The sequence below is a fragment of the Methylobacterium sp. A54F genome, assembly GCF_053346035.1.
Genome location: NZ_JBKFBF010000004.1, coordinates 13439 through 38495, shown reverse-complemented (window position 1 = coordinate 38495; position 25057 = coordinate 13439). Strand labels below are relative to the sequence as shown.

25 protein-coding genes are annotated in these 25057 nt (G+C 71.0%); 15 read left to right on the top strand and 10 right to left on the bottom strand.

Annotation, left to right across the window (positions count from 1 at the left end):
- Positions 1-361 precede the first annotated feature (361 nt).
- Both ACLBXP_RS08280 and ACLBXP_RS08275 read left to right on the top strand, forming a co-directional pair.
- Positions 362-790: an Hsp20 family protein gene (locus ACLBXP_RS08280; RefSeq protein ID WP_447667154.1), complete on the top strand. Its 429-nt coding sequence runs from the start codon at positions 362-364 to the stop codon at positions 788-790.
- 79 nt (positions 791-869) lie between these two features.
- Positions 870-1154: a BQ00720 family protein gene (locus tag ACLBXP_RS08275; RefSeq protein ID WP_447667153.1), complete on the top strand. Its 285-nt coding sequence runs from the start codon at positions 870-872 to the stop codon at positions 1152-1154.
- 53 nt (positions 1155-1207) lie between these two features.
- Here ACLBXP_RS08275 and ACLBXP_RS08270 read toward each other — a convergent pair whose 3' ends face one another.
- On the bottom strand, positions 1208-1987 hold the full coding sequence (locus ACLBXP_RS08270; RefSeq protein WP_447667152.1) for an alpha/beta hydrolase: 780 nt from the start codon (positions 1985-1987) through the stop codon (positions 1208-1210).
- Between the two features lie 167 nt (positions 1988-2154).
- Here ACLBXP_RS08270 and ACLBXP_RS08265 point away from each other — a divergent pair, with 167 nt between their 5' ends.
- The 3 genes from ACLBXP_RS08265 (at position 2155) to ACLBXP_RS08255 (ending at position 5091) form a co-directional block, all read left to right on the top strand.
- Positions 2155-3384, top strand: a complete 1230-nt coding sequence (locus tag ACLBXP_RS08265; RefSeq protein ID WP_447667151.1) for a glycosyltransferase family 4 protein — start codon at positions 2155-2157, stop codon at positions 3382-3384.
- Between the two features lie 258 nt (positions 3385-3642).
- Positions 3643-4164 carry a translation initiation factor IF-3 gene (gene infC, locus ACLBXP_RS08260; protein ID WP_447667150.1) on the top strand — a complete coding sequence of 174 codons (522 nt, stop codon included), beginning with the start codon at positions 3643-3645 and terminating at the stop codon, positions 4162-4164.
- 75 nt (positions 4165-4239) lie between these two features.
- Positions 4240-5091 (top strand): FkbM family methyltransferase, encoded by an 852-nt coding sequence (locus tag ACLBXP_RS08255; RefSeq protein WP_447667149.1) that lies wholly within the window; start codon positions 4240-4242, stop codon positions 5089-5091.
- A gap of 63 nt (positions 5092-5154) precedes the next feature.
- Here the strand turns inward: ACLBXP_RS08255 and ACLBXP_RS08250 are convergent, their stop codons facing one another.
- The gene (locus ACLBXP_RS08250; protein WP_447667148.1) at positions 5155-7485 is read right to left on the bottom strand and encodes an amylo-alpha-1,6-glucosidase; all 2331 of its coding nucleotides are present in this window, start codon (positions 7483-7485) and stop codon (positions 5155-5157) included.
- A 216-nt stretch (positions 7486-7701) separates the two neighbouring features.
- Positions 7702-8832 carry a glycosyltransferase family 4 protein gene (locus tag ACLBXP_RS08245; RefSeq protein WP_447667147.1) on the bottom strand — a complete coding sequence of 377 codons (1131 nt, stop codon included), beginning with the start codon at positions 8830-8832 and terminating at the stop codon, positions 7702-7704.
- Between the two features lie 419 nt (positions 8833-9251).
- Here ACLBXP_RS08245 and rpmI point away from each other — a divergent pair, with 419 nt between their 5' ends.
- From rpmI to ACLBXP_RS08210, 7 genes are all read left to right on the top strand, one after another.
- Positions 9252-9455, top strand: coding sequence for a 50S ribosomal protein L35 (gene rpmI / locus ACLBXP_RS08240; protein WP_447667146.1), 204 nt, complete (start codon positions 9252-9254; stop codon positions 9453-9455).
- A gap of 49 nt (positions 9456-9504) precedes the next feature.
- Complete coding sequence (rplT, locus tag ACLBXP_RS08235) at positions 9505-9876, top strand: 50S ribosomal protein L20 (protein ID WP_447667145.1); 372 nt, start codon at positions 9505-9507, stop codon at positions 9874-9876.
- A gap of 127 nt (positions 9877-10003) precedes the next feature.
- Complete coding sequence (gene pheS, locus ACLBXP_RS08230; protein ID WP_447667144.1) at positions 10004-11086, top strand: phenylalanine--tRNA ligase subunit alpha; 1083 nt, start codon at positions 10004-10006, stop codon at positions 11084-11086.
- A 41-nt stretch (positions 11087-11127) separates the two neighbouring features.
- Positions 11128-11409, top strand: coding sequence for a hypothetical protein (locus ACLBXP_RS08225; protein WP_447667143.1), 282 nt, complete (start codon positions 11128-11130; stop codon positions 11407-11409).
- Positions 11410-11871, top strand: a complete 462-nt coding sequence (locus ACLBXP_RS08220; protein WP_447667142.1) for a HEPN domain-containing protein — start codon at positions 11410-11412, stop codon at positions 11869-11871.
- A gap of 16 nt (positions 11872-11887) precedes the next feature.
- Positions 11888-14311, top strand: coding sequence for a phenylalanine--tRNA ligase subunit beta (gene pheT / locus ACLBXP_RS08215; protein WP_447667141.1), 2424 nt, complete (start codon positions 11888-11890; stop codon positions 14309-14311).
- Positions 14312-14317: 6 nt separating this feature from the next.
- Positions 14318-15166, top strand: coding sequence for a DUF1186 domain-containing protein (locus ACLBXP_RS08210; RefSeq protein WP_447667140.1), 849 nt, complete (start codon positions 14318-14320; stop codon positions 15164-15166).
- On the opposite strand, the gene ACLBXP_RS08205 is transcribed toward ACLBXP_RS08210, so the two are convergent.
- On the bottom strand, positions 15129-15488 hold the full coding sequence (locus tag ACLBXP_RS08205; protein ID WP_447667427.1) for a metalloregulator ArsR/SmtB family transcription factor: 360 nt from the start codon (positions 15486-15488) through the stop codon (positions 15129-15131). The genes ACLBXP_RS08210 and ACLBXP_RS08205 overlap by 38 nt on opposite strands.
- Before the next feature lie 78 nt (positions 15489-15566).
- Between ACLBXP_RS08205 and ACLBXP_RS08200 the strand changes: the two genes are divergently transcribed.
- Entirely contained in the window at positions 15567-16550 is a 984-nt protein-coding gene (locus ACLBXP_RS08200; protein ID WP_447667139.1) for an acyl-CoA desaturase, read from the top strand.
- Here ACLBXP_RS08200 and ACLBXP_RS08195 read toward each other — a convergent pair.
- On the bottom strand, positions 16493-17281 hold the full coding sequence (locus ACLBXP_RS08195; RefSeq protein ID WP_447667138.1) for a HesA/MoeB/ThiF family protein: 789 nt from the start codon (positions 17279-17281) through the stop codon (positions 16493-16495). The genes ACLBXP_RS08200 and ACLBXP_RS08195 overlap by 58 nt on opposite strands.
- Before the next feature lie 109 nt (positions 17282-17390).
- Here ACLBXP_RS08195 and dapE point away from each other — a divergent pair, with 109 nt between their 5' ends.
- Entirely contained in the window at positions 17391-18566 is a 1176-nt protein-coding gene (dapE, locus tag ACLBXP_RS08190) for a succinyl-diaminopimelate desuccinylase (RefSeq protein WP_447667137.1), read from the top strand.
- Here the strand turns inward: dapE and ACLBXP_RS08185 are convergent.
- The 5 genes from ACLBXP_RS08185 to recR all read right to left on the bottom strand — a co-directional run bounded on the left by ACLBXP_RS08185 (position 18539) and on the right by recR (position 22897).
- Positions 18539-19894 carry a hypothetical protein gene (locus ACLBXP_RS08185; protein ID WP_447667136.1) on the bottom strand — a complete coding sequence of 452 codons (1356 nt, stop codon included), beginning with the start codon at positions 19892-19894 and terminating at the stop codon, positions 18539-18541. The two genes, dapE and ACLBXP_RS08185, sit on opposite strands and share 28 nt — an antisense overlap.
- A gap of 88 nt (positions 19895-19982) precedes the next feature.
- Positions 19983-20744, bottom strand: a complete 762-nt coding sequence (gene truA / locus ACLBXP_RS08180) for a tRNA pseudouridine(38-40) synthase TruA (protein WP_447667135.1) — start codon at positions 20742-20744, stop codon at positions 19983-19985.
- Positions 20744-21676, bottom strand: coding sequence for a methionyl-tRNA formyltransferase (fmt, locus tag ACLBXP_RS08175; protein WP_447667134.1), 933 nt, complete (start codon positions 21674-21676; stop codon positions 20744-20746). The genes truA and fmt overlap by 1 nt, the downstream gene beginning before the upstream one ends.
- A gap of 13 nt (positions 21677-21689) precedes the next feature.
- Positions 21690-22208 (bottom strand): peptide deformylase, encoded by a 519-nt coding sequence (def, locus tag ACLBXP_RS08170; RefSeq protein ID WP_447667133.1) that lies wholly within the window; start codon positions 22206-22208, stop codon positions 21690-21692.
- Positions 22209-22291: 83 nt separating this feature from the next.
- Complete coding sequence (recR, locus tag ACLBXP_RS08165) at positions 22292-22897, bottom strand: recombination mediator RecR (protein WP_447667132.1); 606 nt, start codon at positions 22895-22897, stop codon at positions 22292-22294.
- 375 nt (positions 22898-23272) lie between these two features.
- Between recR and ACLBXP_RS08160 the strand changes: the two genes are divergently transcribed.
- A complete protein-coding gene (locus tag ACLBXP_RS08160; RefSeq protein ID WP_447667131.1) occupies positions 23273-24892 on the top strand; it encodes a phosphoenolpyruvate carboxykinase in 1620 nt (539 codons plus the stop codon).
- Positions 24893-25057: the final 165 nt, after the last annotated feature.

Here is a 25057-nt window from a genome sequence, read left to right as displayed (position 1 = left end):
GGACGTGGCGCCGGAGTATCCCGGGACCTGCCCGACAATCAAGGGCTGCCCTGAATTTCAGAGCAGTTCCAAACTGTTACTCGAAGATGTGAGCGGGGGCCGGGGACTATTGCCTAATCATCCCGCCTCAGTTGCTGGATCTACCCGGAGATGCCTGTGCCCCAGAACCGGTCGTTTGTGCCGCGGGTCGCGCCCGCACGGCGGCTGGAGCCGGCCCTTGATGGGGTCGGGGCCGCCATCCATATCCGGTGAGCCGGCGCGGGACGCCGGCACGGGATGCTGCCGCAGGCGGGTCCCGACCCATCCGGTACCTGCACGAAGTGCCTGACGCTCGGGGCTTCGCAAGGGGACGACACAGACGATGACGCGTCCATCTCCGTTCGGACATCCGTTCCTGCTGGGCTTCGACGAGATCGAGCAGGCGCTCGACCGCGTCTCGAAGGCCGCGAACGACGGGTATCCGCCCTACAACATCGAGCGGCTGCAGCGCACCGAGCAGGAGCCCGAGCGGCTCCGCATCACCCTCGCGGTGGCGGGCTTCACCCGCGACCAGCTCGACGTGATGCTGGAGGAGAACCAGCTCGTGGTCCGCGGCCGCCAGGTCGAGGAGCGCGAGCGGCAGTTCCTCCACCGCGGCATCGCGGCGCGCCAGTTCCAGCGGGCCTTCCTGCTCGCGGACGGGATGGAGGTGCTCGGCGCGGACCTGTCGAACGGCCTGCTGTCGATCGATCTCGCCCGGCCGGAGCCGGAGCGGATCATCCGGAAGATCGCCATCGCGGCCCGGGACTGAGGCCGTCCGTTTTTCCCCAGTCGGCCGTCGCCACGGGACACTCCGCCGACCCCACGCTCTGCCTCGAAGGAGGGCACTGATGACCGAATTGAACACGAGCCCCCTGACGCCGGCCGATCTCGACCCGGCCGATTTCAACCCCGCGGATCTCGCGGCTCTGGGCGAGGGACATCTCGCCTACGTGCGTCCGATCCGCTCCGACGACGTCAAGCGGCTCTTCCCGCAGGCGCCGGACCTGAGCCCGGGCCTCGACCTGTTCGCCCTGCTCTCGGCGAGCGGCGCGCCGATCCTGCTCGCGGACTCGCGCGACGTGATCGTGGCGAACGCCATGGCCCACGATCTCCACACCGTCAGCCTGCACTGATCGGTCGGCGGTGTGATCTCTCCGGCGGCGCCTCCAGGGGCGCCGTTCGCGCGTCAGCCCATCTCCGCCACCGCGGCCACCAGCCGGGCGATGTCCTGCGGGCGCGACAGGCGGTGGTCCCCATCGGCGATGAGGGTGAGGACCGTCCCGGCGGCGGGCAGGCGGCCGACGATCCGCAGGGCATGGTTCGGCGGAACGTCGGCGTCCCGCATGCCCTGCAGGATGTGCACCGGACAGCCGGGATCGAAGGGCTGCCCGAGCAGCAGGTTGCGGCGCCCGTCCTCGATCAGCGCCAGGGTGATCGGGTCAGGCTCCGGCGCGTAGGCGGTGGGGCGCATCCAGACGCCGTCGCGCCGCAGGGTCTCGCGGACCTCCTCCGGAAACGCATCCCACATCAGCGCCTCGGTGAAGTCGAGGGCCGGCGCGATCAGCACGAGCCCGCCGGCCGGTGCCTGCCCGCGGCCGAGCCGGTTGCGCGCGGCGAGGCAGGCGACCCAGCCGCCCATCGAGGACCCGACGAGGATCGGGCGCTCGCCCGCGAAGGCGTCCAGCACCGCCTCCGCGTCCTGCAGCCATGTGGATATCGTGGACGACGCGAAGTCGCCCTCCGAGGCGCCGTGCCCCGCATAGTCGAAGCGCACGCAGCGACGCCCCGCGGCGGCGGCCCATTCGTCGACCGCCAACGCCTTGGTGGCGTTCATGTCGGACCGGAAGCCGCCGAGCCAGACCACGGCCGGACCCGCACCGTCCCGGATCCGCACGGCGATGCGCCGGCCCTCCGCCCCGTGCCCGACCTCGATGAAGTCCGGGCCCTCGCCCTGTCCGTCCGTCATGATGCGCCTCGCCGGTCGCCGCGTTGCCTCGACTTGAACGCGCCGCGCTCAGGTTTCGTTTACCCGTCCGTAAAGCGCGGCATCGATCCTGGGGCCATGATCGGACATTCGAAGGGGCACGGCGAGCCCGCACAGGCCCGGCCGCACGGGCAGCGGAGGGCTTCGCGATGAACGGCGACGCGCGGCCCGCGGTGGGCTTTCCCGCGGAGGTGGGGCCGCTGAGCGGTGCCACGATTCTCCAGATCATCCCCGAGCTCGATGCCGGCGGCGCGGAGCGAACGACGGTGGACGTCGCGGCGGCCCTCGCCGCGGCCGGCGCGCGCGCGCTGGTGGCGACGGAGGGCGGGCGGCTCGTCGGCGAGCTGCAGGCGAAGGGGGGGGCCTGGGTGCCGTTCCCCGCCGCCTCGAAGAACCCGCTGCGCATGGCGCTCAACGTCGGCCGCCTCGCGACCCTGTGCCGGCGCGAGGGCGTGCGGATCATCCATGCCCGCTCGCGGGCGCCGGCCTGGGTGGCGCTGGGCGCGGCCCGCCGGCTCGGCCTGCCCTTCGTGACGACCTATCACGGCAGCTACTCGGGCCGGACCGGCGTGAAGGTGCTCTACAACTCGGTGATGGCCCGCGGCGACGTGGTCATCGCCAACTCCCACTACACGGCGGACCTGATCCGCTCGCTCCACGCCGATCAGGCGGGGGACCGGGTGCGGGTGATCCACCGCGGCACGGACCTGTCCGCGTTCAGTCCCCTCGCGGTGGGCTCCGGGCGCGTCGAGGCGCTGCGCCGCGCCTGGGGCGTCGCGCCCCACGAGCGCGTGGTGCTGCTCGCCGCCCGCCTCACGGCCTGGAAGGGGCAGCGCATCCTGATCGAGGCGGCGGCGCAGATGCGCGAGCGCGGCGTCGGCGACCTCGCCATCGTGCTGGCCGGCGACCCGCAGGGCCGGGCGGCCTACGAGCGCGAGCTCGACGCGCTGGTCGCCGCCCGCGGGCTCGACGGCATCGTGCGCCGCGTCGGCCACTGCACGGACATGCCGGCGGCCTTCCGGGCCGCGTCCGTGGTCGCCGTCCCCTCCGTCGAGCCCGAGGCCTTCGGGCGCTCCGCCGTCGAAGCGCAGGCGCTCGGCACCCCGGTCGTGGTGTCGGATTTGGGCGCCGTGCCCGAGACCGTCCTGAGCCCGCCGGACGTGCCGGCGGCCCAGCGGACCGGGTGGCGGGTGCCGGCCGGCGATGCGGCGGCGCTCGCCGCGGCCCTCACCGAGGCGCTCACCCTCGGGGCGAGCGCCCGCGATGCGCTGGGCCGGCGCTGCCGCGCCCACGTGGAGGCCCATTTCTCGCTCGAGCGCATGGCCTCCGACACGCTGGACGTCTACCGCGACCTCCTGGCCGCACGTTCAGCCCGTTGAAGGGCGGGGACGGCGCGCCGCCCTTGCCGGAGGGGCCGTCCGGCCACATCTCAGGGTCCTGCTTCGCCGCGTCCGTCAGGGTGGTGCCCGAACCGAGAGGCCCGACGCGTGTTGACTTGTCGCACGGTTCGGCCAAGGTGCGGCATCCGGGATAGGCCGGAGCGTTCGGCGGTCAGGACAGCGCGTAGGGCGCTGCCTCGGGCTGCCGTTTCGTCGTTGCTTCAGGAGATTACAGCCATTCGTAGACCTATGAGAGCCATGCCGGCCCCGCAGAAGGACGGGCCGCGCGCGAATCGCGACATCCGCGGCGTTCGCGAGGTCCAGCTCATCGACGATGCCGGTCAGAACCGTGGCATCGTGCCCTTCTTCGACGCCCTCCAGATGGCCGAGGAAGCGGGCCTCGATCTCGTCGAGATCGCGCCGAACTCGACGCCGCCGGTCTGCAAGTTCCTCGATTACGGCCGCTTCCGCTTCAACGAGCAGAAGAAGCAGAACGAGGCGCGCAAGCGGCAGAAGACCGTCGAGGTGAAGGAGATCAAGCTCCGCCCCGGCATCGACAAGCACGATTACGACGTCAAGATGAAGGCCGTGCACCGCTTCTTCGAGGAGGGCGACAAGGTCAAGGTGACCCTGCGCTTCCGCGGTCGCGAGATGGCCCACCAGGATATCGGCCTGCGCCTGCTCGAGCGCGTGAAGTCGGAGACCGCCGAGATCGCCAAGGTCGAGAGCGAGCCGATGCTCGAAGGCCGGCAGATGATCATGATCCTCGCGCCGCGCTGAGCGCCGCGCGGTGACCCGGGATCAGAGCCGCGCCGCCTCGTCCGGAGGCGGCGCAGAGACCCATCGCGTGCTGCCGTGACCGACGCCTTCCTGACGCGCCGCGTGCCCCTCGGCGGGCGGATGCGGGTGATCCACGCGCCCGCCGGCGACTGGATGTTCACGCGCTACACCAGCGGCGGCCGCGGTGTCCGCCACTTCCGCCAGCTGTGCCGGGCGGTCCTCGATCCCGATTCGGTGACGCTCGATGTCGGCGCCAATATCGGCCTGACCGCGCTCCTCGCCGCCGACGTCGCGGTGCGTGGGCGCATCTACGCCGTCGAGGCGGCGCCGCGGAACTTCGCGGCGCTCCGGCAGAACGTCTTCGAACACGGCGCCTCGATCATCCGCCCCATCCACTGCGCGGTCGGGGCCGAGGACGGGAGCGTGTCGTTCTTCGACAACTCGACCTTCGGCTACGTGGTGACCGGCGCGGACCTCGCCGGCTCCGCCGGCGTGCCGGTGCCGCTCCGGCGGATCGACGGTCTCGTGGCGGAACGCGGCCTGACGCGCCTCGACTTCATCAAGATGGACATCGAGGGCTTCGAGCAGGAGGCGCTCGCCGGGGCGGGGGAGACCCTCGACCGGTTCGCCCCGCTGGTGATGCTGGAGTTCAACTCCTGGTGCCAGATCGCCTCGTTCGACCGGAGCCCGCGCCGCTTCCTCGAATGGCTGCTCGACACCTTTTCGGAGTTGCACGTCTGGCGCCACGGCGCCCTGCGCTCGGTGCGCGAGATGGGCGTGCAGGCGTTCCTGCACGCCAACCTGATTGAGCACGGCTGCAACACCGACCTGCTGGCCGCCCGCTCGGGCGAGCGGATCGAGCGCCTGCGTGCCGCCACCCAGGGCCCGCGCGGCCTCCTGGGCTGGCGCCGCCGGCTCGGCCTTTAGGCGCTCTCCCGCGGATGCGGACACCCGGGCAGGCGCGGGAGCCCGGTCCGTCGCGCCCAGCGCCTACTTCAGCAGCGCCACCTGCGCGTCGCCCCTTCGCCGGAGCACCGCGACGGTCACGTCGTCCTCGTGGCGGTGCAGGCGCAGGTCGACCCGCGACGACCCGAGCTTCAGGTTGAAGATCGAGACGCCGTCGAGGAAGGCCGGCAGGGTCGGGTTGCGGAAGCGGATGCGGTTGCGGGCGTGGTCCATCTCCAGCCCGAGGCAGGCCGCCAGGAAGGCGAAGGGCGCCGCCGCGGCCCAGGCCTGCGGCGAGCAGGCGACGGGGTAGGCCACGGGCCCGCGCTGGCGGCGGCGCATGAAGCCGCAGAACAGCTCGGGCAGGCGCTTCTGGTCCTGGTAGAGGGCCGTATCGAACATGCCCTGGAAGATCCGCGAGGCCTCAGCCTTCAGGTCGTAGCGGGCGAGCCCCAGCGCGATGATGGCGTTGTCGTGCGGCCAGATCGAGCCGTTGTGGTACGACATCGGGTTGTAGCGCGCCTCGCCACGGGCGATCGTGCGCACGCCCCAGCCGTTGAACCCGTCCTTCGAGAGCAGCGTGGCGGCGACCTGCGCGGCGCGCTCCGGCAGCGCGATCCCGGTAAAGAGCGCGTGCCCGGCGTTGGACGAGCGCACCGCGCATTGCTGCTTCTCGCCGTCGAGGGCGAGGGCGTAGGTGCCGATCTCCTCGTTCCAGAAGGCCGCGTCGAAGGCTTCGCGCAGGGCGCGGGCCTCGTGCGTCAGGCGCTCGGCCAGGGGGTCGTGCCCGAGCATCGCGGCGAGCTTCGCCATGCCGTTCTTGGCGGCGTAGACGTAGCCCTGCACTTCGCACAGCGCGATCGGGCCCTTCGCGAGCTGCCCGTTGGTGTGGAAGATCGAATCGTGGCTGTCCTTCCAGCCCTGGTTCTCCAGCCCCTTGTCGGTGTCGCGGGCGTACTCGACGAAGCCGTCCCCGTCGCGGTCGCCGTAATCGTTCATCCAGGCCAGGGCGAGCTCCAGCGCCGGCCAGATATGCGCGATGGTGTCCCGGTCGCCCGTGACGGCGTAGTACTCCCAGGCCAGCATCACGAAGAGCGGCGTGCCGTCGATCGTGCCGTAGTAGTGGCGGAACGGCACCTCGCCGAGCATCGCCATCTCTCCGCGGCGCGTCTCGTGCAGCACCTTGCCGGGCTGGGCGTCGGCGGCCGGGTCGACGGCCTTGGCCTGGGTGAGCGCGAGGTAGCGCAGCACGCCCTTGGCGAAGTTCGGATCGACCCAGAGCGCCATCATGGCGGTGATGATGCCGTCGCGCCCGAACACCGTGGAGTACCAGGGGATGCCCGCGAAGGGGTAGATGCCCTCGGGCGTCCGGCTCGCCAGCATGTAGAGGTCGGCGGTGGCCCGGCAGGCCGCCTCGTTGAACTGGTCGTTCGAGGAGATGATCGTGGTGATGCCGGCGGTGAGCTGGCGCAGGTCGCGGCGGGCGTCCCGGTAGGCGCGGGCGAAGACGACGCCCTCGGCCAGTCCCTTGGGCGGGCGCTCCGCGGTGCTGCCGGCGGCGGCCGACAGGCGCATCGCCACGTCCTCCCCGACCTTCTCGGCGGCCGGCGCGCTCGTGAAGGCGCGGTGCGATTCGCAGACGACCCGCACGAACAGCGAGGCGCGACCGCCCGGCGGCAGGGAGACCCGGAACTCGGCGCGCCCCGGCTCGAGCTGATGCGGCTTCGGCCCGAAATGCAGGCTCGTGGTGCGCACCACCTCGTCGAGGCCGACGTAGCGGAACTGCACCTCGGAGCCGCTGGCGACCTGCACGCTGCGCTTTCCGCGCTGCTTGCGGTCCGTGCCGCGCACCTCGAACAGGTCGCGGAAATCCGCGTCGAAGGTCAGGGTGATGCGCAGGTCGCGGTGGCGCGAATCGTAGGAGCGCAGGCCGATGCGATCGTAGCAGGCGCCGCGGAACAGGAACTTGGTGCGCTCCAGGGCGATCACCTCGCGGGGGATCGAGGTCTCGTCCTGCGCATCGATCCGGATGTCGGGAGTCGTCATGTCGACGCTGAGCGCGCCGTTGTCGTCCTGCATCACGGAGGAGAGCAGGAGGGGCCGCTGGTCCTCGATCAGGAACTCCAGCCGCGAGAGGTAGCGCGTGTCCTGGAAGTAGAGACCCTCCGGGCCCGGCAGCACGCCGATGTCGCCGTAGGAGTCGAGCACCGCGAAGGCCTCGCCGAACTTGAGCGAGCGCAGCGGGCGCTCCACCAGCGAGGTCTGGGCCTCGATGTGGTACTGCGGGAGGACCTCGTCGGCATCCTGGAACCCGTGCACCGGGCGCGCCTGCGCACCGTGGGCGTGCGCCTTCGCCGTCATGTCGTCCGCCGCCATGCTGCGCTTCTCCGGTTCTTCGAGGGCACGAATTCGTCGAGGACACGAATCGAAAGGGCCGCCGGATCGCTGTCGCGCGACGCGGCGGCCCTTTCAGACCGTTTCAGTTAGGCGAACTTGCGACGACCCGCCAGGGTTGCGAGACGGCGTCGCGCCGTCCGCCCAGTCCCCGACGGCCTGCAAGCCTCGGGCCGGAGACCCTCGGCCCGCAGCTCCTCAGGCCGGCATGGCGGCGGCCGAGAGCGAGGGACGACCCGAGCCGTTCAGCTCGCCGTAGTGCGGGGCGAAGGCGGCGGCCGGGAGCTTGATCACCTCGTGGTGAGACGCCAGCAGCTGCTCGTAGACCGCGACATACTTCTTCACCATGCATTCGGCGGTGAACTGGCTCTCGAAGTGGCGGCGCACGCCGGCGCGGCTCATCCGCTTCACCGTGTCGACGGCCGCCACCGCCTCGTCCATGTCGCGGCAGAGGACGCCGCTGACGCCGTCGGCGATCACCTCGGGCACGGAGCCGTTGCGGAACGCGATCACCGGCGTGCCGGCCGACATCGCCTCGATCATCACCAGGCCGAAGGGCTCCGGCCAGTCGATCGGGAAGGCGAGCGCGAGGGCGTTGCCGAGGAAGTCCTTCTTCTGCTCCTCGTTGATCTCGCCGATATACTCCACCAGCGGGTGGTGGATCATCGGCTCGATCACCTCGTCCCAGTACTCCTGGTCGGCCTTGTCGACCTTGGCGGCGATCTTCAGCGGGGTGCCCGAGCGGATCGCCATCTCGATGGCGCGGTCGGGCCGCTTCTCCGGCGAGATCCGGCCCAGGAAGGCGAGGTAGCCGCCCTTGGCCTCCGGATAGTAGGGGCAGTTCTCACGGGGCAGGCCGTGATGGATCGTCGACGCCCAGTTGACGTTCGGCGGCATCGGCTCGCGCTGGTTGTCGGAGATCGACACCAGAGGCATCCCCGTGAAGGTACGGTAGACCGGCATGAAATCCGGCACGTCGAGGCGACCGTGCATGGTGGTCACGCACTTGTGGTAGAGATCCTCGAACATCGGATACTGCAGAAGATCGATGTGGAAGTGGAGGATGTCGAACTCGTGCGCCCGCTTGTGCACGTTGTGCAGCATCGCGAGGTGGCTCGCCGTGTGGTCCCGGTAGCCGAGCAGGCGCAGGCCCTCGGGCGTGCAGGCCGCGAGCTTCGCCGAGGTCTCCGAATCGCCGCTCGCGAAGAGGGTGACGTCGTGTCCCTGCCGGACGAGCTCTTCGGTGATCCAGGACACGACGCGCTCGGTGCCACCGTAGAACTTCGGGGGCACGGCCTCCGAGAGCGGGGCAATCTGGGCAATGCGCACGAAAAGTCTCCTGTGAGGTCCAACGTTTCGGGGATCTAACCCGACCCGGCCTGAGTGGGACATGAACGAAACGGACAGCCAAGGTTATGGTTCCGGAAGAGCCGGCGAAGTAACGGTTCACCCCTGCGCCCGGCGAGATATCCCCGCAAAACCCGTTCTTCAGTCTTGTTCATCTGGGATTAAGCTTTCAGCGGCCGGTGCCCGTCCGCTGTGCAGCCTGCGCACGCCGCGCGCAGCCGCTTTCACCAGTGCGTCCGGGGGGCATTGAAGCGGGCCGGCGTTTCTGTCATAAGCCGCCCGCGTCGAACCGCCCGGCCAGTGAGGGCTGCCGTGGCGGGTTCTGTTGCTCCCAGAAGCATCCAACGAGCGCATCATCCGGTCCGGCCCGGCCGGTCGGTGCATGCGCAGCGGAGAGCCAAATGCCCAAGCTGAAGACCAAGTCGGGCGCCAAGAAGCGCTTCAAGATCACGGGGACCGGCAAGGTCCTCTACGCCCAGGCCGGCAAGCGCCACGGGATGATCAAGCGGACGACGAAGCAGATCCGCAACCTGCGCGGCACCACCACCCTGTTCGAGGGCGATGCCGCCAACGTGAAGAAGTACTTCCTGCCCAACGCGCGGTAAGTCTTCGCACACCCGCCGACACTGCTTTTTCTGATCCAGGAGATATCCCATGGCCCGCGTCAAGCGCGGCGTGACCAGTCACGCGAAGCACAAGAAGGTCCTGAAGGCTGCGAAGGGCTATTATGGCCGTCGCAAGAACACCATCCGCATCGCCAAGCAGGCGGTCGAGAAGGGCATGCAGTATGCCTACCGCGACCGCAAGAACAAGAAGCGCACCTTCCGCGCCCTCTGGATCCAGCGGCTCAACGCCGCCGTCCGCGAGCACGGCCTGACTTACTCGCGCTTCATCGACGGGCTCGCCAAGTCCGGCATCGAGGTGGACCGCAAGGCCCTCTCGGAGCTCGCGATCCACGAGCCTGCGAGCTTCGCGGCCGTGGTCGAGAAGGCGAAGTCCGCCCTGCCGGCCGCCAAGGCGGCCTGAGGACCTCCGGACACACGCGGCGCCCACCGGGGACGTCCGTTCGGAGGGCGCGGCGCAGCAGATGCGCCGCGCCCTCGTCATGTCAGAGCCCGCGTTTCCGAAGGGCTCGCCGGCCTGAGGGACTGCGATGACCGATCTCGCCATTCTCGAGCGCGACCTCCTCGGCCAGGTCGAGGCCGCCGCGGACGAGCCGGCCCTGGAGACCGTGCGGGTCGCCGCGCTCGGCAAGAAGGGCACCATCTCCGACCTGCTGAAGACCCTCGGCGCGATGTCGCCCGAGGAGCGCAAGGAGCGGGGGCCCCTCATCAACGGGCTGCGCGACCGGGTGCAGGATGCCCTGGCGCAGAAGCGGGCGGCGCTGGGCGAGGCGGCCCTCGAGGCCAGGCTCGCCGCCGAGCGCGTCGACGTCACGCTGCCGCTCCGGGAGGCGCCGGAGGCGCGCGGGCGCATCCACCCGATCAGCCAGGTGATCGACGAGATCACCGCGATCTTCGCCGACATGGGCTTCTCGGTGGCGGAGGGTCCGGACGTCGAGACGGACGAGCTGAACTTCACGGCGCTCAACTTCCCGCCCGGGCACCCGGCGCGCGAGATGCACGACACCTTCTTCCTGCGGCCCGACAGCCGCGGGCAGCGCAAGGTGCTGCGCACCCACACCTCGCCCGTCCAGATCCGCACGATGCGCGCGCAGGAGCCGCCGATCCGCGTGATCATCCCGGGCCGGACCTACCGCCACGATTCCGACCAGACCCACACGCCGATGTTTCATCAGGTCGAGGGCCTCGTCATCGACCGTTCGGCCAACATCGCCAACCTGAAGTGGGTGCTGGAGGAGTTCTGCAAGGCGTTCTTCGAGGTGGAGGGCGTGAAGATGCGCTTCCGCCCCTCGTTCTTCCCCTTCACGGAGCCCTCCGCCGAGGTCGACATCCAGTGCTCGCGCAAGGGCGGCGAGATCCGCTTCGGCGAGGGCACGGACTGGCTGGAGATCCTCGGCTGCGGCATGGTGCATCCGAACGTCCTGCGCAATTGCGGCCTCGACCCGGACAGCGTGCAGGGTTTCGCCTTCGGGGTCGGCATCGACCGCATCGCCATGCTGAAGTACGGCATGCCGGACCTGCGCCCGTTCTTCGAGGCGGACGTGCGCTGGCTCGACCATTACGGCTTCCGGCCCCTCGACGTGCCGAGCCTGGTGGGCGGGCTGACGGGATAGCATAAGGTCTGCTTTTCGGGGTCGCGTGTGGAGCTTCCGTCGTGACAAATGCCGAGATCGAAAAGATTGCTCATCGGATCCTTGCGCCGTCGCTGGGGCGTCGTAGGCTCGACCGCATCGAGGTTCGGGTGGAAGAGGACGGCTTGGAGACCACAGCGCTGTTCATCGACGCTTTCATGAAACCAAACGTCAATCCGCTAGGTGGACTGGTTGCTTCCAACGCCCTCCACGAACTCAGTCACGCCCTGCTCGAAGCCGGCGAAGTCCGGTTCCCGTACCTGCGTCTGCGCTACGCCGAGGAAGAGCGGTCCGGAGCGGCGTAGATGCATCAGGAGCTTCTCGCGATCGCGCGCGAACTCGCTGGCCGGGACGGCGGCAGGCCTCGCAAGGAGTCCCTCGCGCGAGCAATCTCGACCGCCTACTATGCTCTGTTCCATGCGCTTGCGGAGTTCTGCGGTCGCGAGCTCGTCGGAGCCTGGGCACCCTGGCCTCCGTTTCGGTTGATCTACCGCTCCCTTGATCACGCCGCAGCGAGACGGGTTTTCGAGATCGCGAGAACGACCGCCGGAACGAGCGATGACGTCAGACGGCTCGGCGAGATTTTCCGCCTCCTGCAGAAGCTTCGTCACGACGCCGATTACGATCCCGGGTTCCGGACCACGCGACGCGAGACGGAAGACCTGATCGAGCAAGCCGAATCCGCGATCCAGCTCCTAGGCCGCCTGGATGTCTCGGAACGCAAACTCTTGGCCGCGCGCCTGATCGGGCGGACGCGACCCTCCTGAAGATCCGGACTGTAAAATGAAATTCACCCTCTCCTGGCTCAGAGACCACCTCGACACCGAGGCGTCCCTCGACACCGTCGCCGAGACGCTCACCCGCATCGGGCTCGAGGTCGAGGGCATCGAGGACAAGGCGGCGGCGCTCGCGCCCTACGTGGTCGCGAAGGTGCTCACGGCCGAGCAGCATCCCAACGCCGACCGGCTGCGCGTCTGCTCCGTCGATGCCGGCGACGGGCAGCCCGTGCAGGTGGTCTGCGGCGCCCCGAACGCCCGCGCGGGGATGCTGTCGGTGTTCGCCCCGCCCGGCACCTACGTGCCGGGCAAGAACATCACCCTGTCGGTCGGCACCATCCGGGGCGTGGAGAGCCGCGGCATGCTCTGCTCGGGCGCCGAGCTCGGCCTCGGCGACGACCACGACGGCATCCTCGACCTGCCCGCCGACGCCCCGGTGGGCCAGCCTTACGCGCTCTACGCGGGCCTCGACGACCCGGTCGTCGAGATCAACCTGACGCCGAACCGTCCGGATTGCACCTCGATCCACGGCATTGCCCGCGACCTCGCCGCGACCGGCATCGGCACCCTGAAGAGCCTGCCGCTGCCGCCGCTGAGCGGGGAGGGGGCGTGCCCGGTGCGCCTCGCCATCGACCTGCCGGCGGAGGACCGCGCGCTCTGCCCGCTCTTCGCGCTTCGGCTCGTCCGGGGCGTGCGCAACGGGTTGTCGCCCGCCTGGATGCAGGCGCGCCTGCGTGCCATCGGCCTGCGCCCGATCAACGCGCTCGTGGATATCACGAACTACCTCACCTTCGATCGCGGCCGCCCGCTCCACGTCTTCGACGCCGGCAAGGTGCGGGGCGGCCTCGTCGTGCGCCGGGCCCGCGACGGGGAATCGCTCGCGGCCCTCGACGGGCGCACCTACGCGCTGACCGACGAGATGGTGGTGATCGCCGACGAGGCCGGCGTCGAGTCGCTCGCCGGCATCATCGGCGGCGCGGCCTCCGGCTGCGACGCGGACACCACCGACGTCCTGATCGAGGCGGCCCTCTGGGACCCGCGCAACATCGCCCAGACCGGCCGGCGCCTCGGCATCGTCACCGACGCGCGCTACCGCTTCGAGCGCGGCGTCGACCCCGCCTTCGCCCTGCCGGGGCTCGACCTCGCCACGCGCCTCGTGCTCGACCTCTGCGGCGGCAGCCCGAGCGAGGCGGTCGTCGCGGGCGAGCCGCCGGAGACGGAACACGTCATCGACTTCCCCTGGACCGAGGTGCGCCGCCTGGCGGGGCTGGAGCTCTCCCGCGCCGAGATGACGGCGACGCTGGAGACGCTCGGCTTCGACATCGACGGGACCGGCGACCGCGTGCAGGTCCGATCGCCCTCCTGGCGGCCCGACATCGAGGGCAAGGCGGATCTCGTCGAGGAGATCATCCGCATCGCCGGCCTCGATCGCATCGAGCCGAAGCCCCTGCCGCGCCTCGACGCGGCGGTGGCCAAGCCCGTGCTGACGGTGATCCAGCGCCGGACCCGGGCGGCCAAGCGGGCGCTCGCCACCCGGGGCCTCCTCGAGGCCGTCACGTGGTCCTTCATCCCCCACGCGGACGCCGAGCTGTTCGGCGGCGGCGGGGCGGACCTCGCGCTCGCCAACCCCATCGCGGCGGACCTCTCCGACATGCGCCCGAGCCTGGTGCCGGGCCTCCTCCGGGCCGCGCAGCGCAACGCCGACCGGGGCGCGCCCGACGTCGCCCTGTTCGAGGTCGGCCAGTGCTTTGCGAGCGACGAGCCGGAGGGGCAGACCATCCGGGCGGCCGCCGTGCGGCGGGGTAGCGCCGGGCTCGCCGGCGGCGGCCGGCACTGGAACGGGTCGTCGGCGACCGTTGACGCCTTCGATGCCAAGGCGGACGCGCTGGCGCTCCTCGCCAGCCTCGGCGTGCCGACGGGCGGCCTCCAGGTCGCAGCCGGCGGCCCGGCCTGGCTGCATCCGGGCCGCTCCGGCACCCTTCAGTTCGGCCCGAAGAACCCGGTCGGCGCCTTCGGCGAGGTGCATCCGCGGGTGATGAAGGCCCTCGACCTCAAGGGCACGCTGGTGGCCTTCGAGATCGTGCTCGATGCCCTTCCGCTCCCGAAGCACAAGCCCACGAAGGTCAAGCCGGCCCTCGCCCTCTCGGACTTCCAGCCCGTCTCGCGGGACTTCGCCTTCGTGGTAGCGCGCGACGTCGCGGCGGGCGAGATCGTGAAGGCCGCGCAGGCCGCCGAGCGCAAGCTCATCGCCGGCATCGAGGTCTTCGATCTCTACGAGGGCGTCGGGATCCCGGAGGGCTCGAAGTCGGTGGCCATCGCGGTGCGCCTGCAGCCAACCGACCGGACCCTCACCGACGCCGACATCGAGGCGGTGAGCGCGCGGATCGTCGCCGAGGTCGCCCGCAAGACCGGTGCCGGCCTGCGGAGCTGACCCGGCGTGAGCGATGCGGACCTGATCGCGATCCTCCGGCAGGCCGAGCACCTGCCGCGGGCTGCCCTGGAGCGGGCGGTCGCGGACCCGTCGACCATCGCCGAGGCGACGCTCGCCGTGCTGGACACGGCCGCGGACGACCCGGACGCGGTGTCGGACGCGGACGCGAACCTGCTGTTCTGGGGCCTCCACGTCCTGGCGGCAGCCCGGGACACGCGCGCGCTGCCGCCCGTGCTCCGGCTGCTCCGCCAGGACCCGGAGGCTCTCGACGGCATCCTCGGCGACGCCATCACCGCCACCCTGCACCGGGTGGTGGCCGCCCTCTACGACGGCGAGGTCGAGCCCCTCTTCGCCGTCCTCCTCGACAGCAGCGCGGACGACGAGGCCCGCAACGCGGTCTTCGCCGCGCTCACCCACCTCACGCACGAGGGCCGGATCCCGCGCGAGGCCGTCGCCGCCCTGCTCGTGCGCTTCGACGACGGCCGCAAGGCGGTGGAGGGCGGATCGGCCTGGATCGGCTGGGAGGAGACCATCGCGCTCCTCGGCCTGAAGGACCTCGCACCGCGTGCGGAGGCCGCCCGCCGGGACGGCCGCCTCACCGGAGAGTTCAGCGACCCCGCCTGGTTCCGGGAGACCCTGCAGCGCGCCGTCCGCAAGCCCGCCGACCCGCGCGACCGCGAGGCCCGCGGCCTCGGCACCCTGGACGATCCGATCGCGGACCTCGCCTGGACGGCGGAGGGCGCGGGCGAGCCCGTGCGCAACCCGTTCAAGGATGTCGGCCGCAACGATCCCTGCCCGTGCGGCTCGGGGCTGAAGTTCAAGAAGTGCTGCCTGGATCGGGCGCCGATCCCCTGACCGAGTGCGCGGTCGGCGAATCCGCGATCCCGCGCGCGGCGCTCTCGCGGCGGAGCGGCCGCGACACCGGGCAGACTTCCTGCACGAACCCGGTCAGCGTGCTGATCAGGTTCTCGCTGACCTGACGGTAATAGACGAACTGCCCCCGCTTCTCGCTCGCGACGAGCCCGGCTGCTTCCAGCACCGCGAGGTGCTGCGAGATCGACGGCTTGGTCATGTCGAAGCGCGCGGCGATCTCACCGGCGCTGAGCTCGGCGTGAGCGAGGAGCGCCAGGATCTTCCGGCGGGGAGCCGAGGCCAGGGCTTCGAAGACGCGCTGCATGTGTGGTGTGTAGGCGACCATCCGAACCTTGACAAACGCCTCCTGTTATTTAGTTAATTTGCTAATTAACAGGAGGGGATGTTGCAGCACTCTTCGACCGAGCGCATGATCGCCGATGCCGAGACGTCGGGCCTCGATGGCTTGGTCGAATGGGCCCCGGCGAAGAGTCTCTGGGTCGGCGGCATGACCCTCTCGGCCATCGTGCTCGGTCCCTGGTTCGTCTCGCCCGGTGCCGTCCTGCTCTTCCTCGTCACCACCGCCGTGACGCTCTGCGCGGGCCACTCGCTCGGCATGCACAGGCTGCTGGTGCACCGGAGCTTCGAGGCGCGGCGCGGCCTCGAGTACGGCCTCGTCTATCTCGGCACGCTGGTGGGCATGGCCGGACCGCTCGGCATGGTGCGGCTGCACGACATGCGCGACTGGGCGCAGCGGCAGCCCGCGTGCCACGATCTGCACGCCAACCGCCTTCCGCTGCTGCGGGACGCCTGGATGCAGATGCACATGCGGCTGGTGCTGGCGCGGCCGCCGCGCTTCGTGCCCGAGCCGCGGCTGGCCGAGGACCGCTTCTACCGCTGGCTGGAGGCGACCTGGATGGCCCAGCAGATCCCCTGGGCCCTGCTGTTCTACGCGGTCGGCGGCCTGCCCTGGCTCGTCTGGGGGGTGCCGGTGCGGATCGCGGTCTCGCTGACGGGGCACTGGCTCGTCGTTCACCTGACCCATCGGGACGGCCCTCAGGGCTGGATCGTCGAGGGGGAGGCCGTGCAGGGGCACGACCTGCCGGCCGCGGCCCTGATCACCTTCGGCGAGGCATGGCACGCCACGCACCACGCCTGGCCGCAATCCGCGCGCCTCGGCATCGAGCCGGGCCAATCGGACCTCGGGTGGCGCCTGCTGCTCGCCTTCCGGCGGCTCGGCTGGGCCTCGGGCCTCAAGCAGCCGCCCGACCTCGTGCCGCGGCCCGGCGTCCGCCGTCTGACGACGCCCGCGCCCGGTATCGGCCCGGATCAGGCGTCGGGCGATCCCTCCGTCCCGCTGAGCGGGTTTGCCGGGTCCCAGCCGTAGGCCAGCGTCTCGAACCGCATCGAGCGGGTGTCGACCATCAGGAGGCGCCCGACGAGCGGTTCGCCGAACCCGGTGACCGCCCGGATGACTTCGAGGGCCATCAGGGAGCCCATCACGCCCGCGAGCGCGCCGAGCACCCCGGCCTCGGCGCAGGGCGCCACGGTGCCGGGCGGCGGCGGGTGGGGGAACAGGCAGCGGTAGGTCGGGTTCGGCCGTCCGTCCGGGCCGGCCTCGTGGGCGCGGATCGTCGTCAGCGTCCCGTCGAAGCGCCCCAGCGCCGCCGTGACGAGCGGCCTCCCGGCGCGGTAGCAGGCATCCGAGACCGCGTAGCGGGTCGCGAAGTTGTCCGAGCCGTCCGCGACGAGGTCGTAGGCCCCGATCAGCGCCTGCGCATTCTCCTCCGTGAGGCGGTGCGGGTGGCGCTCCACCGCGACGTGCGGGTTCAGCCGCGCCACCGCGTCGGCGGCGCTCGCGACCTTCGGCCGGCCGATATCCGGCGTCCCGTGGATGACCTGGCGCTGCAGGTTCGAGAGGGACACGGCGTCGTCGTCGACGATCCCGATCGTGCCGAGGCCGGCGGCCGCGAGGTACTGGATCAGGGGGGCCCCGAGGCCGCCCGCGCCGACGACCAGCACCCGGGCCGCCTTCAGCCGCCCCTGGCCGGGGCCGCCCACCTCGGGGAGGACGAGGTGGCGGGCGTAGCGTTCGATCTCGTCGCCGGTGAGTGCCATGCCCCGGCAGATAGACCCTTCCGGCCGGGCCCGGAAGGTGAGGATTTGCACATCGGGGCCCGGCCGCCTATGCGCGGTCGGCGTTGCCCGCCGCCCGAAGGTTGCCGCCGTGCAGGACCCGTCCCCGCTCGCCCTCGCGCAGGGCCTGATCCGCTGCCCCTCGGTGACGCCGGAGGAGGGGGGGGCGCTCGGCTACCTCGCCGGCATCCTGGAGGGCGCGGGCTTCGCAGTGGAGCGGCCGGTCTTTTCGGAAGACGGCACGCCCGACATCGAGAACCTTTACGCCCGCATCGGCGAGGAGGGCCCCTGCCTGCTGTTTGCCGGGCACACGGACGTGGTGCCGCCGGGCGATGCGGAGGCGTGGCGGCACGGACCTTTCGCGGGCACGGTCGCGGACGGCCTGCTCTACGGCCGGGGCGCCGTCGACATGAAGGGCGGCATCGCGTGCTTCCTGGCCGCCGCCCTCGGCTTCCTGGCGGCCCGCGGCCCCGCCTTCGGGGGCTCGATCGGTTTCATGATCACGGGCGACGAGGAGGGGCCCGCCGTCAACGGCACCGTCAAGCTCCTCGACTGGGCCCGGGCGCGCGGCGAGCGCTTCGACCATTGCCTGCTCGGCGAGCCGACGAACCCGAGCCGCCTCGGCGAGATGATCAAGATCGGCCGGCGCGGCTCGCTGACGGGCCGGCTCATCGTCCACGGCCGCCAGGGCCACGTCGCCTACCCGCACCGGGCCGAGAACCCGATTCCCGGGATGCTGCGCCTCGCCACCGCCCTCGGCGTCGAGCCGCTCGACGGCGGCACCCAGCACTTCGACGCCTCTAACCTCGAATTCACGACGATCGACGTCGGCAACCCGGCCAGCAACGTGATCCCGGCCGATGCGCGCGCGGTGTTCAACATCCGCTTCAACGAGGGTTGGACCGCCGAAAGCCTCGGAGCCGAGATCCGCCGCCGACTGGAGCGCGCCGCCGGCAACGCCGTGCGCTACACCCTGGACCTGCAGCCCTCCAACGCCCCCGCCTTCCTGACGCGGCCCGACGCCTTCACGGACCTCGTCAGCGCCGCCATCGCGGCGGAGACGGGGCTTTCCCCGACTCTCTCCACCACCGGCGGCACCTCGGATGCCCGATTCATCAAGGATGCCTGCCCGGTGATCGAGTTCGGCCTCGTCGGCGAGACCATGCATCAGGTCGACGAATGCGTGGCCGTGGCCGACCTCGAACGCCTGACCGCGATCTACCGCCGGGTGCTGGACACCTACTTCGCCTCGGCCGCGGCGGCCTGATCCGCCGGCTCGTCCGACGCCTCGCCCCGCGGGCCCTCCGCACGCTCTCCCGGTGTTTCTCCCGGTGGGCTCGCGGAGAAGCGCCGATTGGCCTTGCCGAGCCGCTCGCCGACCAGGATGAAGAGTTGCCTGAGACGATGCACGTGCGGGTCGTCGAGCTTCACCTGAATGGACGCGACCACCATGTCCGGGTGGATGTCGCGGGCGTGCTTGGTAGTCGCCCCTGCTTCATCTGCTCGCACTTCATCCGCGAACAGGATCGCTCCGATCGCGCGCAGAAGCTCGGGGCTTCTGCAGCGGTCGTCGAGCGCGGCGCGCTCCAGGTCGAACAATGTGCGGATGCCGAGGCGCCAGAGGAGCAGGAGCTTGTCCGGCCCGACGGAGCAGCAGAGCTGCGCCTGCGCGACCCAATCCATGATCTGGTAGACGCCGTAGGGCGTCTCCACGAACAGCATGAGCGGGTTGGCGGTCGCCAGGTTCTGGGTCGACCGGATGTGATGATCGGCGAGCCGGTCGCGGATCTCGCTGTCGATCCCGTCGACGATATCGACCGGCGTGGCGCTGATCTCGCGGTAGATCCTGGGATTGTAGCGCTTGACGTGCGCGAGCCTGCTGCGGTCCGTCACCATCCGGCTCGCGCTCTCGGGCAGCTGTCCGACCGCGTAGCCGAGGGCGAGGAGCAGGCCTCCGAACCAGCCGCCGGAGCGCGTCGCGTGGGTGACGATGTCGAAGCCGAAGACCAGGATCGTCATCAGGGCGCCGCCGGCGATGAGATTGATGGCGGCGCCGACGAACGAGCCCGGCCCAAGATCGAAGTTGTTGATCGCCCGGAAGAAGCTGCGGATCATGAAGATGTAGCCACCCGCGAAGGCCGCGAGCAGCGAGACGAACAGGGCGGAGCGCACCTGTTGCCACGCGCAGATGTCATCCGCGGAAGCGCATGCGGTGCCGAGAAGGTAGTTCAGGAGATCGGCCTCGAAGCTGCGGGAGACGAGGTATCCGGCCAGGATCAGGACCACCACGAGGGGCAGCAGGCCGCTCGCCCAGTCGATCGCGGAGAAATCTTCCTGGTTTCGCTCCTGACCGTCCCGCGGCCGGCCGAGGAAGTACTTGTACTTCACGAACTCGAAGGACGGTATGGGGCCGTCCCCGTCGGTGGCCTCCCCCTTCTTCGAGACCTGGAACACCGTCGCCAGGTCGCGGACGATGCCCTGGCGGTGGACCTTCACGGTGCCTCGGATGGCGATGAAGACCAGCGCCGGCACCAGGAGACAGAGGGTCGCGAGGAGCCAGTTCAGGTTCTCGGCTGATATCCAGGGCGCGGTCATCCCGCCATCCTCGCAACTTCAGATGCCCTGACGCAGGGCAAAATCGGAAGTTAGAGTGGTGGTAGTACGGGCTTTGTCAATCTAGAGTTTATTCTAGAGACCCGTAGTCGACGCCCACGAAGGTCAGGCCGCAGGCCGGGGCCAGCGGGCCGCAGCGGTGCTTGGCCCGGGTCGCGAGGATCTCCGCCACGTCGTCGGGCCCGAGGCGGCGGCTGCCCGCCAGCATCAGGGTGCCGACCATGGCGCGGACCTGATGGTGCAGGAAGGATCGGGCCGAAGTCGCTACCACGATCTCGTCCATGAACCCCATCGGCGCCCGGGCGACGTCGAGCTGCTCCAGGGTCCGGACGGGGCTGTTCGCCTGGCACTCGGCGGCCCGGAAGGCCGTGAAGTCGTGGCGCCCCACGAGCCGCTGCGCCGCCGCGTGCATCAGCTCGGCGTCGAGGGGCCAGGGCACGTGCCAGACCCCGGCGCGGGTGAGGGCGGCGGGGCTGCGCCGGTTGAGGATGCGGTAGCGGTAGTGGCGCCGGATCGCGGAGTGGCGGGCGTCGAAATCCGGGCCGACCTGCTCGGCCGACAGGATCGCCACCGGCCGCGGCCGCAGGTGGGCGTTCAGCGCGTCTCGCACCGTGTCGGCGCGCCAAGCCTTGGCGAGGTCCAGATGGGCGACCTGATGGGTGGCGTGCACGCCCGCATCGGTGCGCCCGGCGCAGGTGAGGCGCGCCGCCTCACCGGAGAAGCGGGTCACCGCATCCTCGATCGCGCCCTGCACGGTCGGATCCTCGGCCTGGCGCTGCCAGCCGCAGAACGGTCCGCCGTCGTACTCGATGACGAGCCGGTAGCGTGGCATCAGCCGAGGCGGGTGCCGGGCCGGAGCCGGGCGCCCCGCAGGAACTCCGGGCCGTCCGCCGAGCCGCCCCGGCCGGCCCGGCGCAGCTCCAGGAGCCGCACGGCGCCCTCCGCACAGGCGACCGTGCCGGCTTCGTCGAGGAGCGTGCCGGGGACGGCGGAGCCTTCCGGGACGTCCACGGCCCGCAGCACCTTCACGCGCTCCAGGCCCTTGCCGAGATCGGCCTCGAAGAAGGCGCCGGGGAAGGGCGAGAGGCCGTTGACGTGGTTGGCCACGGCCCGGGCCGGCCGGGCCCAGTCGATCCGGGCCTCGTCGTTGGTGATCTTCTGCGCGTAGACGACGCCGGCCTCGGGCTGGGGCGTGAAGGCGAGGGTGCCGGAGGCGAGGTCCCGCAGGGCCCGGGCCATCAGCTCGGCCCCGATCGGCATCAGGGCATCGTGCAGCGCGCCGGCGGTCATGCCGGGGACGATCGGCACCCGCGCCTCCAGGGCGACAGGCCCGGTGTCGAGGCCCGCCTCCATGCGCATCACGCCGACGCCGCTCTCCGCGTCGCCGGCCATAACGGCCCGCTGGATCGGGGCGGCGCCGCGCCAGCGGGGCAGGAGAGACCCGTGCAGGTTCAGGCAGCCGTGGCGCGGCGCATCGAGGATCGGCCGGGGCAGCAGCATCCCGTAGGCGACGACCACCGTCACGTCCGCCCCGTGGCCGCGGAAGGTCTCCGCGGCGGCCTCGTCCCTGAGGCTCGCGGGCGTCAGCACCGGCACGCCGAGCCGGTCGGCCTCGGCCTGGACGGGGGAGGGGCGCAGGGCCATGCCGCGGCCGCTCCTGGCGGGCGCGCGGGTGTAGACCGCCGCGATCGCGTGCCCGTCCGCCGCGAGGCGGGCCAGCGTCGGCACCGCGAAATCGGGCGTTCCCATGAAGACGACGCGCATCGCGGCGGCGCCCTCAGGCCGCTTCGCCGCGCTTGGCCGCCTTGGCGAACTTCTTCACGACGCGGTCGCGCTTGAGCTTCGACAGGTGATCGATGAACAGCACGCCGTTGAGGTGGTCGATCTCGTGCTGGATGCAGGTGGCGAGGAGGCCCTCGCACTCGAGTTCCTGCTCCCGGCCGTCGAGGTCGCGGAAGCGCACGCGCACGCGGTCGGGGCGCTCCACCTCGGCGTAGTAGTCGGGGATCGAGAGGCAGCCCTCGTCGTAGACCCGCTTCTCCTCCGAGGCCCAGACGATCTCGGGGTCGAGGAAGACGATGGGCGTGCGGGCGGCATCGTCCTTCGAGGTGTCGATGGTGACGACCCGCCGCTCCACGCCGATCTGAATCGCCGCGAGGCCGACGCCGGGGGCGTCGTACATGGTCTCCAGCATGTCCGCCGCGAGCGTCCGGATCTCCGCGGTCACCGGGCCGACCGGCTCGGAGGGGAGGCGCAGGCGCGCGTCGGGGAGGATGACGAGGGGGCGGATGGCCATGGGCGAGCGGGTCTAGGTCACGGGTCTGCGAGGCAGCCAATAGGATGCGGCGGGGGCGCGGGTCAAATGGTCGCCCGGCCCGCTCAGAACACCGTCCGGCTGCGGATGGCCGCGGTCAGCGTGCCCTCGTCGAGGTAGTCGAGCTCGCCGCCCACCGGCACGCCGTGGGCGAGGCGGGTGATCCGGAGGCCCAGGGGCTTCAGGGATTCGGTGACGTAGTGGGCGGTCGTCTGCCCGTCGACGGTGGCGTTCAGCGCCAGGATGACCTCCTTGACGGCCGGGTCGCCCGCCCGCTCCACGAGGCGGGCGATGTTGAGGTGCTCGGGCCTGACGCCGTCGAGCGCCGAGAGCACGCCGCCGAGGACGTGGTAGCGCGCCTGCACGGCGCCCGAACGCTCCAGCGCCCAGAGATCCGAGACATCCTCGACGACGACGAGCACCGAGGGGTCGCGGGCGGCGTCGCGGCAGATCGTGCAAGGCTCCTGCGTATCGAGGTTGCCGCAGCTCGTGCAGACCACGATCCGCTCGGCCGCCACGCGCATCGCCTCGGCCAGCGGCGCGAGCAGCGCCTCGCGCTTCTTGATGAGCTGGAGCGCCGCGCGCCGGGCCGAGCGGGGCCCGAGCCCCGGCATGCGGGCGAGGAGCTGGATCAGGCGCTCGATCTCGGGACCGGCGACGGCTTGGGGCATCGGGCTCCTGCGGGCTCGTGTGGGGCAACCGGTCCGCCATAGCGGGGAACGGGGCGCGGGCGAAGCGCCGCGGACGGCTCACCCCTAGATAGGGCTGCCCGCGCCGCCGCGCGCCGGCCTGCGCGCACGCGCCGCCGCGAAGGCAGACGTCCGGCGCGATCCCCCATTCGGCTGAGCTTACCCCGCGGCGGAGCCTGACAGAGGCCGGTTCCGAGTCTCCCCATCGACCGCAAGTCCAATTGACGCTCGTCCTTCGCCGCATAACCAAGGGTGGAAGGGACGCGGAGAACCTGCGCGCGGCGGACCTGAACGACCGCGCGGACGCATCCCAGGGACGGCAGCAGCGGCGCGATCAGGTGCCCGGAGGAGACGGTCTTGAGCAACATCGGCGACTACAACGCGGGCCACGGGGCCGAGGCGATCGGCCTGCGCAACCTGAAGGCCGTCCACTGGAACCTCGAGGCGCCGCGCCTCTACGAGGAATCCCTCGCCCGCGGCGAGGCCCGGCTCGCCCGCGGCGGCGCGCTCGTCGCGACCACCGGCAGCCACACCGGCCGCTCGCCCAAGGACAAGTTCGTGGTGCGCGACGCCTCGACCGAGGGGCAGGTCTGGTGGGAGAACAACGGCGCGATCACGCCCGAGCAGTTCGAGACCCTCTACCAGGACTTCCTCGCCCACGCCGAGGGCCGCGAGCTGTTCGCGCAGGACCTCTACGGCGGCGCCGACCCGGCCCATCGCGTGAAGGCCCGCGTCTTCGCGGAGTTCGCCTGGCACTCCCTGTTCATCCGCAACCTGCTGATCCGGCCCGAGCGCGCCGAGCTCGCCGGCTACGTGCCGGACATGACCATCATCGACCTGCCGAGCTTCCAGGCCGAGCCCGCCCGCCACGGCTGCCGGTCGAAGACGGTGATCGCGATCGACTTCAGCCGGAAGATCGTGCTGATCGGCGGCACGGCCTACGCGGGCGAGATGAAGAAATCCGTCTTCACCTACCTGAACTACATCCTGCCCGGCCGCGGCGTGATGCCGATGCACTGCTCGGCCAACGCCGCCCTCGACGCCGAGGGCAGCTCGGCCCTGTTCTTCGGGCTGTCCGGCACCGGCAAGACCACGCTCTCCAACGATTCCTCGCGCAAGCTCCTCGGCGACGACGAGCACGGCTGGTCGAAGGACGGGATCTTCAACTTCGAGGGCGGCTGCTACGCCAAGACGATCCGCCTCTCGCGCAACGCCGAGCCGGAGATTTACGCCACCACCGAGCGCTTCGGCACGGTGATGGAGAACGTGGTGATCGATCCCGAGAGCCGGATCCCCGACTTCGACGACGCCTCGCTCACCGAGAACACCCGCTGCGCCTACCCGCTCGACTTCATCGCCAACGCGAGCGCGACCGGCCGGGCCGGGCACCCGAAGACCGTGGTGATGCTCACCTGCGACGCCTTCGGGGTGATGCCGCCGATCGCCAAGCTCACGGGCGCCGAGGCGATGTACCACTTCCTCTCGGGCTACACCGCCAAGGTGGCCGGCACCGAGCGGGGCCTCGCGGGGCCCGAGGCGACCTTCTCGACCTGCTTCGGCGCGCCCTTCATGCCGCGCCACCCGAGCACCTACGGCAACATGCTGCGCGACCTCATCGCCGAGCACGGCGCCGATTGCTGGCTCGTCAACACCGGCTGGACCGGGGGCGGCGTCGGCACGGGGCGGCGCATGCCGATCCGGGTGACGCGCCGCCTGCTGACCGCGGCCCTCGACGGCTCGCTCGCGCAGGCCGAGTTCCGCCGCGACCCCTATTTCGGCTTCGCGGTGCCGGTCTCGGTGCCGGGCGTCGAGCAGCACGTCCTCAACCCCGTCGCGACCTGGGCCAACAAGGCGCTGTTCGCCGAGACCGCGACCCGGCTCGTCGGGATGTTCCGCGAGAACTTCAAGCGCTTCGAGGCGCACGTCGACGCCGACGTGCGGGCCGCCGAGCCGACCGCCCAGGCGATCGCCGCCTGAGCCGCCACCACGGCGGGCCGCGCCTCCCGTGAGGCGCGGCCGCAGGCGGGAGCCGCTTCAAGGCCTTTTTGGGCGGCCGATCCCACCCTCACACCTCATCCTGAGGTGCCCCCGTAGGGGGCCTCGAAGGAGGCCTCCAGGGATCGCGCGAGAGCTGGAGCCCTC